We start from the raw sequence: 12098 nt of genomic DNA, 5'->3' as shown, positions 1-12098 counted from the left end.
GGGAAGGAGGAACCATGGCTACTAAGACCCTGAAGGATTTGTTCATTCATTCGCTATCGGACATTTACAGTGCCGAAAAACAGATGACGAAGTCACTTCCCAAGATGGCGCGGGCAGCGACCAGTCCTGACCTTCGGTCAGCATTCGAGACGCACCTGGAAGAAACGCAAGGCCAGATTGAAAGAATTGACCAAGTGGTCGAAGCCAGCGGAATCAAACTCAAACGCATCAAGTGCGTTGCCATGGAGGGTCTTGTCGAAGAAGGCCAAGAGCAGATTGACGAAATTGAGAAAGGCCCGGTTCTCGACACCGCCCTCATCGCAGCAGCGCAGAAAGTGGAGCACTACGAAATTGCAGCGTACGGTTCGTTAATAGCACTGGCCAAACAGCTTGGCGAAACCACTGCCGTCAAGCTTCTGGCCGAAACGCTCAAGGAAGAAAAGGCTACCGACGACAAGCTAACTTTCCTCGCTATGGAAAAGGTGGCGGCAGAAGCCTTGGGAAACTAGGCCGACTCTACGCCAGGCGGCGGCCAGCGCCGCCTTTGTCAAACTCCAGCTGGATTCTGTCGATTGCGAAATCTGTCGATTGCACTGCGGCGCGGTAGGTACCGACGGTGCAATCAACAGTCTCAAAACGGATATCTCGTTGGCCACTAACCTGGCGGCCCTAGGAGAACTGAATGGACCCTGTCTCGCATGGAATCATTTTCTGGCTGATTATCGGCGGCATCGCTGGCGCGTTGACCGGTCGGATTGTTGACGGCGGCGGCTTCGGCATTCTTGTCGACATCATCGTAGGCATTGTTGGCGCCTTCATCGGAGGATGGCTCGGTGGAGTGCTTGGACTGCACCTGGGTGGCGGCATCATCGGCTCGCTGCTCACGGCACTTCTTGGTGCAGTCATCCTGCTCGCCGTCCTGCGCCTTTTCAGCGGCGGCCGAGGGCGCGCACTTGAGGCCCACACGAGATTGACGCGAGCGACGGCGTGCTAACCCGTTGAGGCAGTTTTTCTTTGGAGAGTGAAAATGGATGTGCCAGTCACCGAGGACCAGATTCGTACGCTCGCTTTCTATCTTTGGGAAAAAGACGGAAGTCCCGACGGGCGTTCCGAAGAATACTGGGAGAAGGCGCGGCAGCAGCTAGGTGCTGGGGGCAACCCGGCAGAGCCAGAAACAGGCAGCGCGTCGTGAGTAGTTGAGCTTCTGGTCGAGGGTTCGACGTGGGTGTCAGCGGATTGTGCTCCGATGACACCCGTCGCAGGCTTCGGAGAGTGCGGCGCTCAATCAAACAGGCGGCTTGCCTGTCCGATGCTCGCAAATCTGCATATTCAGATTCGCCGTTTCCGTTGAACGTCAACGGGCCGCCCGTCTATGTCGGCACATCCGTCGCAGACTTCCATGGCGCCTCCGGAATTACGCGTCCGGCCGTTGGCCAGCGTTCGCAGGCATCGCTCAAAAGGAGCCCGCGTGGAGCGGGCCAAGACTGATGCACCGCAGAGGAGACAACGCGGGCCAAGTCAGTATCGGACTCCGCGGAGCGCCGGCGCAAGCGTAAAAATATAAATAAAAAGAGGGTCGGCTGGTGACCGACGCAGCACGCAGCAGGTGCTTCGGTCTTCAAGCTAGTGCGTCACTGCTCCCGAAAAGGGCTTAGGCTAGGCGCCAGATTGGTCAAAAGACCGATTGCTGGGCGTTTGCTCAATCCGGCACGTAACTTGCGGCTTGCCAGTCAGGCTTTGTCTGCAGGGTTTATGTCCCTCGTCGATTTGAGGGGCGGTGAAAACATTGAGTCCATGTTCGTTTTCTCTGGGAGCTATCACACGAGCGTTCGTTTCAGCAGCAGAAAACCGCAGGAGGACACTATGTTTCGGTCCACCCCAGTTATTGCCAGCAAAACCGTAGGCGGTGAAAAGATTCAGGCAGAGTTTCTCTGCGACACGGGCCGGCTACGAATCATCGGCGGCGTCACAGTGCGAGCAGAATGGTTTCCGCCGCATTCTTGGTTTGCCATTGCATCTGTCGCGGGATACAGCCGATGGGGTACCCGCCCGGACGAGACGGACTTGCTGCGGCTCATTGATAATTTTGTACGGTTACCGGGACAGTCGACTCTACGAGCAGAATCATGATGGTCGCCTTCGTTGATGTTGGCCTTCATCGCCGCCACGGCGTCTGCGACGATATCCTGGAGTAATCCGTACGAAGGACGGACAGTTCGCCATGCGTTATCCGGGACGCGTCGAGCAGGTCGCCAACGAGTCGTTTCAGTATCCACATCTGCCTTTCAGCGATGCCCAGCGCAGACAATACGCCAGGATTGTCTGTCGCGAGTTTTCGCGCCGCTGTACGGCCCAATCGATGGGTCCAAGGGGATTGCGCAGCTTACTGCACAATAAATCTGAGAAATCACGTGAGTATTAGGCGGCGATTGCCAGCAACGTAAGGGATGCGGCGCATGGACGATACCGCTGACGCGAAACAGCTGCTTGCGTGATGCTGGCTAACATAGCTGCTATTTGTGCAGCGCACAAATAGATAATGATTGTCAAGCCGCTAGGAGAGGGTTTACGCTCAGTCGACTTCCCCGCGAGACGACTATGGGCACGCCTGCTCTTCTGGACCGCTACGAACTGCTTGCCGCGTGGCATCGCCTCATTCCGGAGGCGGAACTTGCCGGACAGCACCGATACGAGCTAGACGAACTCGGCGAAGCAATACTGAATCCTTCTCCGTCAGCCAGGCGTCAGATAGTGCTCACTGATGTCTACTGCCACGTAACTGAGCAGATGGGGCATCTTGCCGCCATGTCAGTACCCGTGATTACTCCAGCCCTTGGCATCAGGGTTCCCGATGTTGTCTGGATGCCGTGCCACAGGTGGGAAAGCTTCGACCACGACGACCCCGTACCGTTTGTCCCTGACCTATGCGTCGAAGTGCTTCTCGATAGCGACAGGGCGCATGACATCGACCGCCGGGTAACAAGCTATCTGGAGGGCGGCGCAACCGAAGTCATCGTTGTATGCCACTCCGGACGGGTTGAGTTCTGGGGCGCCGCGGGCCGGCGTCAAACTTCGGTATTCGGAATAGCGCTATCTCTCGACGGCAGGTATTTCGAACAGGAAGGCGGCGTGTCTTAGAGTGCCACCTTGCGAAGTTGATGACTTATCGAGCCAAGGCATGCTTCGGTGATTTCATCTTGGTCGGTCTACCTTTTCGCTGACGTGCCGGAGTCGCCGCCTTGAGGGCATTGTCGCCACTTCGGTCACTGTCATTGAATGTCTCTTGCCGTCCGCTTTGCTACGCTCACGTGCGCGGCTATTGCCACTATTGCTACCTTGGCTAGTCGTGCGTTGTTTCACGGACAAAGCGGAGCACATCGATAGGTGCGAATAGCGGCGCCGGCATTGCGGCAAATCGCGACGCCTTACAACGTCGGCAGTCGTTCAAAGTGGTCGAAGCGGGCGAACGGTGGCGGCACCTCGGTCACCTCAAGCTCGTCGACAAGTGCGGCGGACATACCTTCACTTAACCAGGCGCACATATCTGCAAGCTGCTCAGGCGAGCCCTGAATCATCGCCTCCACGGAGCCGTCCATGCGGTTGCGGACCCAGCCCGTAACGCCCAGCGCATAGGCGCGGCGTACACAGGCTTCCCGATAGCCGACGCCCTGCACGAGGCCGCGCACCTTCACCAGCCGCGTCTCAAGCATCCCATCTTTCTCGTCGTCTTCCATCTGTGTGATTCCAGCGTTGGTTGTCACGATGTCCTGCGCGCCGAACGTCCGTATGAACGCGCTCATTGCGAAGTTGGGAAGCTGTCGCGTCAGCGCTACTCACCGGCTAACGGCGTCCCACCTGCCATGCATCTGCCAAAGTTCTCTTCACGACAGCAGGTTTTTTGCCTGCGCGAAAAATGGAATAACGCAACGCTCAGTGAGAAAAATCTGCGGCGTTCAGCTTTATGGGCTCGTCCGGGGCTCGCAGCATCCTTCGCTCGACGGCCGCCGCAATCCGGCCGTGTCCGTCCGTATAAGCTTTTAGCAAGCGTGCTTCGTTTGCGCCAATGGGCGCCCAGAAATGCCGTTCCAGCGCGTCGCGAGTAATCGAGCATCGCAGTGCACGGCGACAAATGTGTGCGACAAAAATGACTAGCTTTCCGTCGGAGGAAACGCTGGCTTCTGCGGCGAGAGTGCTGTCCATGGTTCATCGGCTTTTTGTTGACCCAACCGCCAGATTGCCCCGGACGGACTCGCGGCAGTACCAGCCTTATCATAAGTCATGAAGCCGAAGGCTCAGAAAATTAACGCGCCCATTCGTTTGGTCGCAGCGTGACCACAGGCACCAGGCTTCCGACTCCAGCCGCCGAATCAAACAGCGCTTAGTATCCGCAACACTGCATTTCCTTCGTCTGTAATCGCGAACCTGGATGTGCCTTGTCCAGAGTCAGCCAGTTGAGCGAAGCCGGCATCGCGAAGTGCCATTACGTCCGGGGTCTCCGCCATCACATCGCAAGGTGCTTGAAGTGGCACCCCAGGAGCGTCGCCAGTTCATGTGCATTCAGGCACTGCACTGCTAGCGCGAGGCTGAAATCAAAATTCCTCTCGGCGCGACTCGCATAGCAGTCTCCTCAAGCGAAGCGGTCGTTAGCACCGGAAGCGACTCAGTTGCCGGCCGTCTGATTGGTGGCAAATGGACGGCGACGATGTCCCGATAGTTACGTCGAGAATCAGTGTATGCCTTCAGGCATCGACACCAGGCTCTCCGGCCACACTCCCTTGCGAATCACAAGGGTGTATCGCAGTCCGCTGCCCCATCCTCATGTTCCAACTCCTCATCCACGATTTTTTCCAGGCTGCGCTTTAGGTGATAGAGCTAGCCCGTTCGATTCCAACTCTCTCGTCCTTCGCGAGCTCCTGGTCGCTGGAGCCGTGTGCACTGAGGCTTGTGGAAAGCAGGTCTGATAGCAGTCCTTCCGCGGGAATAGCATGCGTCTCGGTCGTCGTCCGAAGCATGCGCCCGGAAACGTCGCGAGGCCGAATCGCCGCGAGCGCCGCTGATGACGACCTCCGTTCGCGTTCAACTTCCCTGTGGGGCACGCCACTTGCTCAACCATAGGACCATTCAAACGAAATATGGAGGTTCAAATGACCGAGTCGAATCAACCCACCGCCCCGGCAGCCGGGCCCTTGCCCGTCGCGTCTGACCCGGCCAGTTCCGCCGGTTCATCTCAACAGGGCAACGGCTCTACAGCGAAGTCCGGCGGCAGCGACGGAGACCGAACAACCAGTGCCCGGACGCTGTCCGACGTGAAGGACAAGATTGCCGGCGCACAGGAGGTGGTCAAGACGAAGTACCGAGTCGTAGCTGAATCGACCGACGATTACGTTCATGAGGCTCCGTGGAAAGCGGTCACGATGGCACTCATCGGCGGACTCATCATCGGCATGCTTGCTCGCCGCTAATGCTGATTTAGCTCTATAGGAGAAGAAACATGGACCCGGTCTCACATGGAATCATTTTCTGGCTGATTATCGGAGGCATCGCTGGCGCCTTGGCGGGTCGTATCGTCGACGGCGGCGGCTTCGGCATTGTGGTCGACATCATCGTGGGAATTGTCGGAGCCTTCATAGGAGGCTGGCTTGGCGGGGCGCTGGGTCTGCACCTGGGAAGCGGCATCATCGGCTCACTCATTACGGCGCTGATTGGCGCGGTCATCCTGCTCGCTGTTCTGCGACTTTTCAGCCGAGGCCGGGCGCGTCCACTCTAAAGCCTTCAATTTTTATACGTTGAGCGTAGCGCTTCGGGCGACAAGCACTCGCCCCTGTCGGTCCGGCAGCAAACGCCGGGAAGCATTGCGGGGCACGCCATCTGCATTCACGGACGTGCCCCGTTGTGGATAAAGGGGTGACCGGCTTGTGTCCGTGACGGGATGTAATCACATGTCGTTCGCGAAGCGAAACCTGCCTTTCGGGGGAAAGCGATGAGCCGAATACTCCAGGTGGATAACAAGCCAGATGTTATTGATGCCTTGCGCATCTTCCTGGAGACGGAGGGTCATCACACGGTAACCGCCCTAGATGGCCTGGAAGCCTTTCTTTGAGATTGCGACTGGGCGCCAGCCGGACATCGTCATAACCGACTGGAAGATGCCGCATGTTGACGGGCTTGCGCTGTCCAAGATGCTGCCACATAGCAATCCCCGCGCCGACCTGCCGGTCATTCTCGTGTCGGGCGACCCGCCACCTACAGACGGAAGGGCCACTTTGCGCAACGGTTTCTCCGCAAGCCGGTTTCACTGGAGGAATTGTCGGCGCTGATTAGGCGTCTGCTCACCACCCGACATTAGGTGGCGACGCAGCGCGGGTATCAGCGGGGAGAACGGCCTTGGCGTTCTCCGCTTGAGCGTCGCCGCCCGGCAGAAGCTCGGTAGAAGACGCAGTGACTTCAAAAGGTGCCGGCGTGGTTCGGAAGATGCATCGGATGACTCGAGATGACTGAGTGCGGCTCGACCGTGATGGCATAGGCGAATTCGGGCCCCTCGGTTGGTAGCGAGCGCGAGAAGCCGTAGTCGCCTCTGGATGTCGAGCGTTCCATTGGAGTGGGTTGCGCCCAGTATAGAAAGAGCCGCTCCCCGACGGGGAGCGGCGGGAAATCCCTGAGCGAGGGCGGCTCCGGGAACCTGCGGGTAAAGCGCAACTGACTGTCACCGTATAACGGCATTACCCATGTCACTGCACGGATTCACAGTTGCTCATCGGAAAAAAAACGTCTGCCGCCGCGGTTGCGCTGACGGGTCAAATGATGGCGCCAATTATTGAACAGTATTCTGTGCGCTTCCTGGTCTCGCGTGCCGATGTACTTTTAAACAGGTCAGGTGCCATGGTGCGGGCAAAATCACGGTTGCTCTGTGTTTTTGCTCACATTTCGCCTGAGGAAAGGCCCCACCGGCTGCCTCGGCGCGTAAGCGCTTTCGTTTTGCACGCGGCGGTCGCGTCGGGTCGCGGGTGACGTTAATGCGCTCGGCGACTGTTGCTATTTCGGGGAGTCTTCGTCCTGCAACTCATCATCTTCATCGGTCTGTATCATCGTCGGACCGTCGGTTGCGGGTGGGTCGCTGGCAGGAACGGTGTCCTTGACCGTCGGGTCGATTTTCCCCTCGCTTTTTGGCGAGCCCGGGTTGTGTTCGCTCGTTGAGTTCCGCACTTGCATGCTCCAGAGTCTATTTACAAGATAACGGGCAATTGCTACGCCTTAACCCGCTCGCTGCCGCCAGACGGTGGACCACATCTCTCACTCACAGAGCAATTCCGACCTGGCGTTTTCCCGGCGGCTGGGTCGGCTTATCGAGAGCTACAATGCAGAAGCGCTACCGACAAGCGAGAACAACATGTCCAATCAGGCTGACCTTCAATATGAATTCCTGCAGTCGCTAGCCACGGGAAAGACATTGGCAAACGTCTACCTGATAAACGGAATCAGGCTCAGTGGTTATCTCGTAGCGTTCGACACGTACGCAGTCATGCTGGAATCTGCGTCAGGTCGCCAGCTTGTCTTCAAGCATGCAATCTCTACCGTGATGCCGGGCACAGGTGACCGGGTGACACGGTCAGTTCCCGAAGCGGCAAGCAATCGGGTGACTGCCTCACGCGCCTAACACATGCGCCCGGAATACAGGGGTAACTCTTCACTGCAGGCCCCGGGCCATGCACCTCTCCATTTGCCTCGACCGCATCTGCGCAAACGCGCCGACCCGGCACCGATGCGCATCGTGGCGCTCGCTGGCCTGACCGAATTGTGGTGAACGTAGCGTGGCTCTATCGCACGTCCATTGAAGTTTCATGCAGGTGACCACGTGAAGTACGCGATTCACCCGGTGGCCGGCCGCGTGCCCAGTCACATAAATGTGCTGCTCGCGAAAGCCCAGGTGCCCTACGACCAGGTCGTTGGAAATGTAAGACACCAACAGTGCGTCAGGACGTCGACTCTGGCCCGGGCCAGGGCCAACCTTTCTTTTCGCTGGGCGCATCGCGACGCGCGGCACGCGGGACCTCGCCCATCACCTCGGGCGGAGTCGCCTGACTTCCGGTATCGTGTGACGGTTCGGCCATCTGGTCCCTTTTCACCTTGAGAAGCCCGGTCCCGAACCACGCCACCTTCTTCTGGATGTGAGCGACATACGCGCTCCAGCCTTCAGCGTTGCCATCAAAAAGGTCGTGCTGAACGGTGGACGCCAGCGCATTCCGGTTGAGCTCAGTCTCGAGTAGCTCCTTTGGCCATAAGAAGAACGCGCTGGCGGCGCGTGCGCTGAATTCGGCAACTGTCATCGTTGGCGCAAGCGCCCGGAGGAACGCGAAGTCCTGCAACGAATTCTCTTTCTGCGCGAGCTGCGCCACCGGTGCGTCCGGCCGACTCGTCCTGGCCAGACAGTGCAACGCTTCGAGAATGTCTCCGAGATGAAGCAGCAGTTCTCGTCTATCAAACCGGTCGTCCATTGCGGTATGTCCGTTCATCGTGTCCCTGTTCCGAAACGGGCTGTTTCGGAACAACGCCTCGTCCAGTCGCCCCTTATTCCGGCGAGTCTTCGTCGAACAGCCCATCATCCTCGGACTGCAGGATAGGGGCAGCACTGTCAGGTGCCGGTGAGCCGGTGTCGCTGTTCGGGATATCATCCGCGCGCTTGTCTTCGTCTTTGCGGCCGACACCGCGTTTCTGTTCCTTTGGTTGGTTCGTCATCGCATGCTCCGAAGAGAAAGGCAGTCGCTCAATGCGCCAGCTGCACAGGAGTGCTGCGGGCAGGTTTGGACGGGCGGCGGCCGGCCATCGAGCCATCACTCTGCCCTAAGTGGAGACGGGGCCGCGCAACGAAGTGCTGCAGAACGGCTAACGGCGGTGGCCGCCATTTCGCGGGCAGGTACTCCGCATTCGTTTCTCTGGCTGCCTGTTTCCAAAATTGTACGTCCCGTCCTTCCGGGGCACCAGCTTGTTTCCACCCGGGGTCTGGTCGTTTATCCGATGGCCACGATGAATGAGTGGCCCCGGGCGAGCCCGGCGCGTGGACACATCAAGCCGAATCGAATCGGGGTATGAGTGGGGACCACGGTCAGAAACTGGGTCCGCGGTTGGGCAGATTTGCCGCGGGCGTTATCGTCGTTGTGTCGAAGACCAGCCTCAAAACTAAGCGTATTCGTTATCGAGAGGCAGAAACCGCTTATATCTCGGTTTTCCTATGCTGTATTACGTGCACCTCCATGCGACCGTATGCTGCTAACAGATATCTCGGCTGGCGGACAACAGCATTCCGACGGGAGGCGAACGAGCTCGCGCGGCCATTGTGGTGCAAGCGGGCTGGGCCACGTTCCGGTTTATGTCTATGACTGTTTTGGCCTGGCTGGTTTTGTAACGTTCGACTTTTTGGGGAGGCGGATATGCGCGAAACCAGAACAGGCGAGGCCCGCTTAACTGTCGTCGCTGTTGCCGTTCCGGTCGGCCTGCTTTTACTTCAATCGGCCGTTGCCCAGGAGCCTGGCCCTCGCACAGGACGACATGCAGTCGGTGTGAAAGCCCTTCGGCATATCCAGGCACGCGTCGCTGGGATAGACCCCTTGTACAACACCGTGACCTTGCGCGACATGGCGGGCGAGATGGTCGTGTTTGAAATCAGCCCGGACATCGCTGACGTAAAGAAGTTACAACTCGGGGACACGGTCAATATTGCTTATAGAAACCCAATTCTGACGCACGCAGACAAAGTGGCATCGAATGGCATCCGCGAGCGAATCGAAACCGAAGTCATGCAGCCGGCGTCGAATGGAGAGGTCAATTCGACCCGAAGCGTGGAGTTCGTGGCGACGGTACTGAAAATCGACCGGAAGAACCGCAAGGTCACCCTGCGCGGCCCGACTCAAACACAGGAGTTCGATGTTGCCCGGGTTTATCGCTCGACAGCCTGAGAGTCGGCGATTCTGTTCGCGCGGAATTTATCTCCGCCGTTGCCGCTTCGGTTGTCCGGGTCGCGACAGCACCTCAGTAAGCAGTGTCGCCAGGCAACCATCTCTTCAGCTGAGGGCTCGGACGGTTCGCTCGGCTAGCCGCACCTTAGGCGGTTGCGAAGAGACTTTGCGGATAGCGGGAGCCCACGTCGGGCAAGCGGACCCAGAGCAGTGCGTACTGCCTGTGTCAGGCGAAGCCAATCGTCTTGAGGTTTGGTAACGGCCCGGCTTTTTGGCGCCTGCTGCGTGCAGTTATGCAACTGGGCGGCACTACCATAAGGAAATCTTAAGGTCTCACATGTCAGCTTCGTACTGAAGGAAAGCTACACGGGGGCTGATATGCGGATACTTCTCGGAACCGGATTGGTATGTGGGTTGTTGATTGCAAGTCTTGGTGCTCATGCATTCAGCGGACAACAGTTCGCCAAGGATGCGAAGGTTGGCATCGCGCAGGCGCGCTCTATCGCACTCCGGGCACACCCCGGCAAAATTGTCGATGAGGAACTGGAAAAGGAAGTCGGGGGCAGCGGATTGCGATATTCATTCGTTATCCGCAGGGGACAAGTGAAGCAGGAGGTCGGCGTCGACGCTCAGGATGGGGCAGTCCTTGAAGACAAGGTGGAGAGCTCCAATCCTGATTGATGCAGTGCTGTTAGTAGCTGAAGCTGATTGGCGACGGACGGCAAGTCGTCGCTGCTCGCCCGCGAACCAACAGGTATCAACACGCGAGCCAAGGCAACGCTGCCAACAGGCCGTCACCCGGTGTTTTGCCTTCACCCAACGTGCGAAGGCGCTGCCCGCGAAGCGATACCTGCTTGGCGCGGCAGCGTCATCTGCGCGACTTTACCGACGCGACCAGCAGACAGCTACGACTAGATAGCCGCGCAGTGCGCCCATCCAGACACGCCTGGTCAGCGAGAGCGTCGTTGGCGACAGCTCGTCCAGCGGCGGCATGCGCCACGTACCGCGGTCGTCTTTCGAAAAGCCCGCACTCCGCCAACGTTCGCGACGACGCGTGCAAAACCCGAGCGCTGCGCCGTAGCCGACTGCGGCCAGTAGAGTCCCGCCGTCGAGTACTCCGAGAATCGTTTCGTTCGTGATGTCCGGTTCATCTTCTGCGCGGCAAATCGACCTCGCGAAGGGCCGCCCAGATTCCTTTATTGCGTCGGTACGTTTTTGCGCGGTGCAAATCGAAAAACATCATTTCGGAAGACGCATCATGATGAAACTCGCTGGCTGTGTCCTCTTCGCTTTGAGCGTCGCCCTTGTTAATAACGCGGCCGCTGCTGGCTGCGCGAAGGGAGCGGTGGTCGGAGGCGTTGCCGGGCACGTTGCAGGAAAACACGGCGTGGCTGGGGCGGCGGCCGGATGTGCCGTTGGGCACCACGAGGCCGGTAGGAAGGCGAAGGCCGCAAGTCAGGCTGCTGCCGCGAGTGCAGCCTCTGCAAAGTAGCGTTGTCAGTCGGAATGCTCTGAGTCGGTGCCACAGAGCTCCAGACGGCCGAAACTAACCGGCACGGGAATTGCGCAGAAAAGAGGCGGCGTCGCACCAGCCTGGTTGCAACTAGCCGCTGTGCGTTCAAGGGAGACAGTGATGCGGGTTGCCAAAAAGGGAGTCATGGTTTCGATGCTGATTTTAGGCTTGTTGGGTGCGACGTATGCAATGGGAGCTGGTGGCGGCGGTGAAGGTGGTGGCGCCGGGAGTGCCGGCCAGGGCGGAACCGGAATGGGAACGCCGAACGCGAGTGGCGCTACGGACACGATGTCAGGTGCGTCCGGCGCGAACACCATGGGTAAATCGGACAGCAAGTCGAAAAAACAGATGCAGAAAAAGGGGACGATGGACTCGCCTGCTTCAGGTAGCGACATGAAGAGCGACATGAAGAAGACCTACTAGAGAATAAGCGCTGGCAAAGGAGTATCGGGGAGTCTTCCGGGGGCGGGCCAGGTATCGGCAAGGTTTGATGTGCAGACTCACGAAGGTTGGATGGACTTTATCCTGCGCCCGTAGCCGCTCGATTTCTTCGGGATATCCCAGCCCCCACGGGAGCGGTTGCTATTCGTGTGGCATTGCCTCGGCACCCCTCCGGTGACCACGATGAAACGGGC

Annotated in this window: 15 protein-coding genes and 1 pseudogene; 12 read left to right on the top strand and 4 right to left on the bottom strand. The window is 58.6% G+C overall.

Annotated features, from left to right (window positions below; genetic code table 11):
• Positions 1-14: 14 nt before the first annotated feature.
• The 4 genes from FSO04_RS43420 to FSO04_RS43405 all read left to right on the top strand — a co-directional run bounded on the left by FSO04_RS43420 (position 15) and on the right by FSO04_RS43405 (position 3138).
• A complete protein-coding gene (locus tag FSO04_RS43420; protein WP_154567505.1) occupies positions 15-509 on the top strand; it encodes a YciE/YciF ferroxidase family protein in 495 nt (164 codons plus the stop codon).
• Between the two features lie 173 nt (positions 510-682).
• Positions 683-994: a GlsB/YeaQ/YmgE family stress response membrane protein gene (locus FSO04_RS43415; RefSeq protein ID WP_154567504.1), complete on the top strand. Its 312-nt coding sequence runs from the start codon at positions 683-685 to the stop codon at positions 992-994.
• Between the two features lie 33 nt (positions 995-1027).
• Positions 1028-1192 carry a DUF2934 domain-containing protein gene (locus FSO04_RS43410; protein ID WP_154567503.1) on the top strand — a complete coding sequence of 55 codons (165 nt, stop codon included), beginning with the start codon at positions 1028-1030 and terminating at the stop codon, positions 1190-1192.
• 1406 nt (positions 1193-2598) lie between these two features.
• Positions 2599-3138: a Uma2 family endonuclease gene (locus FSO04_RS43405; RefSeq protein WP_154567502.1), complete on the top strand. Its 540-nt coding sequence runs from the start codon at positions 2599-2601 to the stop codon at positions 3136-3138.
• A 287-nt stretch (positions 3139-3425) separates the two neighbouring features.
• Here the strand turns inward: FSO04_RS43405 and FSO04_RS43400 are convergent, their stop codons facing one another.
• Positions 3426-3734, bottom strand: coding sequence for an acylphosphatase (locus tag FSO04_RS43400; protein ID WP_154567501.1), 309 nt, complete (start codon positions 3732-3734; stop codon positions 3426-3428).
• A gap of 196 nt (positions 3735-3930) precedes the next feature.
• A complete protein-coding gene (locus FSO04_RS43395) occupies positions 3931-4200 on the bottom strand; it encodes a DUF1488 family protein (protein WP_154567500.1) in 270 nt (89 codons plus the stop codon).
• Between the two features lie 944 nt (positions 4201-5144).
• Between FSO04_RS43395 and FSO04_RS43390 the strand changes: the two genes are divergently transcribed.
• The 5 genes and pseudogenes from FSO04_RS43390 to FSO04_RS43370 all read left to right on the top strand — a co-directional run.
• Positions 5145-5462, top strand: coding sequence for an ElaB/YgaM/YqjD family protein (locus tag FSO04_RS43390; protein ID WP_154567499.1), 318 nt, complete (start codon positions 5145-5147; stop codon positions 5460-5462).
• Between the two features lie 29 nt (positions 5463-5491).
• The gene (locus tag FSO04_RS43385) at positions 5492-5767 is read left to right on the top strand and encodes a GlsB/YeaQ/YmgE family stress response membrane protein (RefSeq protein ID WP_154567498.1); all 276 of its coding nucleotides are present in this window, start codon (positions 5492-5494) and stop codon (positions 5765-5767) included.
• 310 nt (positions 5768-6077) lie between these two features.
• Positions 6078-6317 carry a response regulator gene (locus tag FSO04_RS48935; RefSeq protein WP_154567497.1) on the top strand — a complete coding sequence of 80 codons (240 nt, stop codon included), beginning with the start codon at positions 6078-6080 and terminating at the stop codon, positions 6315-6317.
• A gap of 1070 nt (positions 6318-7387) precedes the next feature.
• Positions 7388-7654, top strand: a complete 267-nt coding sequence (gene hfq / locus FSO04_RS43375) for an RNA chaperone Hfq (RefSeq protein WP_154567496.1) — start codon at positions 7388-7390, stop codon at positions 7652-7654.
• Positions 7655-7837: 183 nt separating this feature from the next.
• A pseudogene (locus FSO04_RS43370) lies at positions 7838-7942 on the top strand (NAD(P)(+) transhydrogenase (Re/Si-specific) subunit beta); the annotation flags it as partial.
• 28 nt (positions 7943-7970) lie between these two features.
• Here FSO04_RS43370 and FSO04_RS43365 read toward each other — a convergent pair.
• Both FSO04_RS43365 and FSO04_RS43360 read right to left on the bottom strand, forming a co-directional pair.
• Positions 7971-8492, bottom strand: coding sequence for a hypothetical protein (locus FSO04_RS43365; protein ID WP_154567495.1), 522 nt, complete (start codon positions 8490-8492; stop codon positions 7971-7973).
• A gap of 73 nt (positions 8493-8565) precedes the next feature.
• Positions 8566-8733, bottom strand: a complete 168-nt coding sequence (locus FSO04_RS43360) for a hypothetical protein (protein ID WP_154567494.1) — start codon at positions 8731-8733, stop codon at positions 8566-8568.
• Between the two features lie 692 nt (positions 8734-9425).
• Between FSO04_RS43360 and FSO04_RS43350 the strand changes: the two genes are divergently transcribed.
• From FSO04_RS43350 to FSO04_RS43340, 3 genes are all read left to right on the top strand, one after another.
• Entirely contained in the window at positions 9426-9950 is a 525-nt protein-coding gene (locus tag FSO04_RS43350) for a hypothetical protein (RefSeq protein WP_154567493.1), read from the top strand.
• 378 nt (positions 9951-10328) lie between these two features.
• Positions 10329-10631, top strand: coding sequence for a PepSY domain-containing protein (locus FSO04_RS43345; RefSeq protein ID WP_154567492.1), 303 nt, complete (start codon positions 10329-10331; stop codon positions 10629-10631).
• A 952-nt stretch (positions 10632-11583) separates the two neighbouring features.
• On the top strand, positions 11584-11886 hold the full coding sequence (locus FSO04_RS43340; RefSeq protein ID WP_154567491.1) for a hypothetical protein: 303 nt from the start codon (positions 11584-11586) through the stop codon (positions 11884-11886).
• Positions 11887-12098: the final 212 nt, after the last annotated feature.

Origin of the sequence: Paraburkholderia madseniana (genome assembly GCF_009690905.1) — a bacterium.
GTDB classification, from domain to species: domain Bacteria; phylum Pseudomonadota; class Gammaproteobacteria; order Burkholderiales; family Burkholderiaceae; genus Paraburkholderia; species Paraburkholderia madseniana.
The sequence above is the reverse complement of the archived record's forward strand: the minus strand, read 5'-3'. Positions and strand labels throughout refer to the sequence as shown.

Coding starts and splice junctions, on each gene's coding strand:
- FSO04_RS43420 (WP_154567505.1), top strand. CDS start 15: ATGGCTACTAAGACCCTGAAGGATTTGTTCATTCATTCGCTATCGGAC.
- FSO04_RS43415 (WP_154567504.1), top strand. CDS start 683: ATGGACCCTGTCTCGCATGGAATCATTTTCTGGCTGATTATCGGCGGC.
- FSO04_RS43410 (WP_154567503.1), top strand. CDS start 1,028: ATGGATGTGCCAGTCACCGAGGACCAGATTCGTACGCTCGCTTTCTAT.
- FSO04_RS43405 (WP_154567502.1), top strand. CDS start 2,599: ATGGGCACGCCTGCTCTTCTGGACCGCTACGAACTGCTTGCCGCGTGG.
- FSO04_RS43400 (WP_154567501.1), bottom strand. CDS start 3,734: ATGGAAGACGACGAGAAAGATGGGATGCTTGAGACGCGGCTGGTGAAG.
- FSO04_RS43395 (WP_154567500.1), bottom strand. CDS start 4,200: ATGGACAGCACTCTCGCCGCAGAAGCCAGCGTTTCCTCCGACGGAAAG.
- FSO04_RS43390 (WP_154567499.1), top strand. CDS start 5,145: ATGACCGAGTCGAATCAACCCACCGCCCCGGCAGCCGGGCCCTTGCCC.
- FSO04_RS43385 (WP_154567498.1), top strand. CDS start 5,492: ATGGACCCGGTCTCACATGGAATCATTTTCTGGCTGATTATCGGAGGC.
- FSO04_RS48935 (WP_154567497.1), top strand. CDS start 6,078: ATGGCCTGGAAGCCTTTCTTTGAGATTGCGACTGGGCGCCAGCCGGAC.
- hfq (WP_154567496.1), top strand. CDS start 7,388: ATGTCCAATCAGGCTGACCTTCAATATGAATTCCTGCAGTCGCTAGCC.
- FSO04_RS43365 (WP_154567495.1), bottom strand. CDS start 8,492: ATGGACGACCGGTTTGATAGACGAGAACTGCTGCTTCATCTCGGAGAC.
- FSO04_RS43360 (WP_154567494.1), bottom strand. CDS start 8,733: ATGACGAACCAACCAAAGGAACAGAAACGCGGTGTCGGCCGCAAAGAC.
- FSO04_RS43350 (WP_154567493.1), top strand. CDS start 9,426: ATGCGCGAAACCAGAACAGGCGAGGCCCGCTTAACTGTCGTCGCTGTT.
- FSO04_RS43345 (WP_154567492.1), top strand. CDS start 10,329: ATGCGGATACTTCTCGGAACCGGATTGGTATGTGGGTTGTTGATTGCA.
- FSO04_RS43340 (WP_154567491.1), top strand. CDS start 11,584: ATGCGGGTTGCCAAAAAGGGAGTCATGGTTTCGATGCTGATTTTAGGC.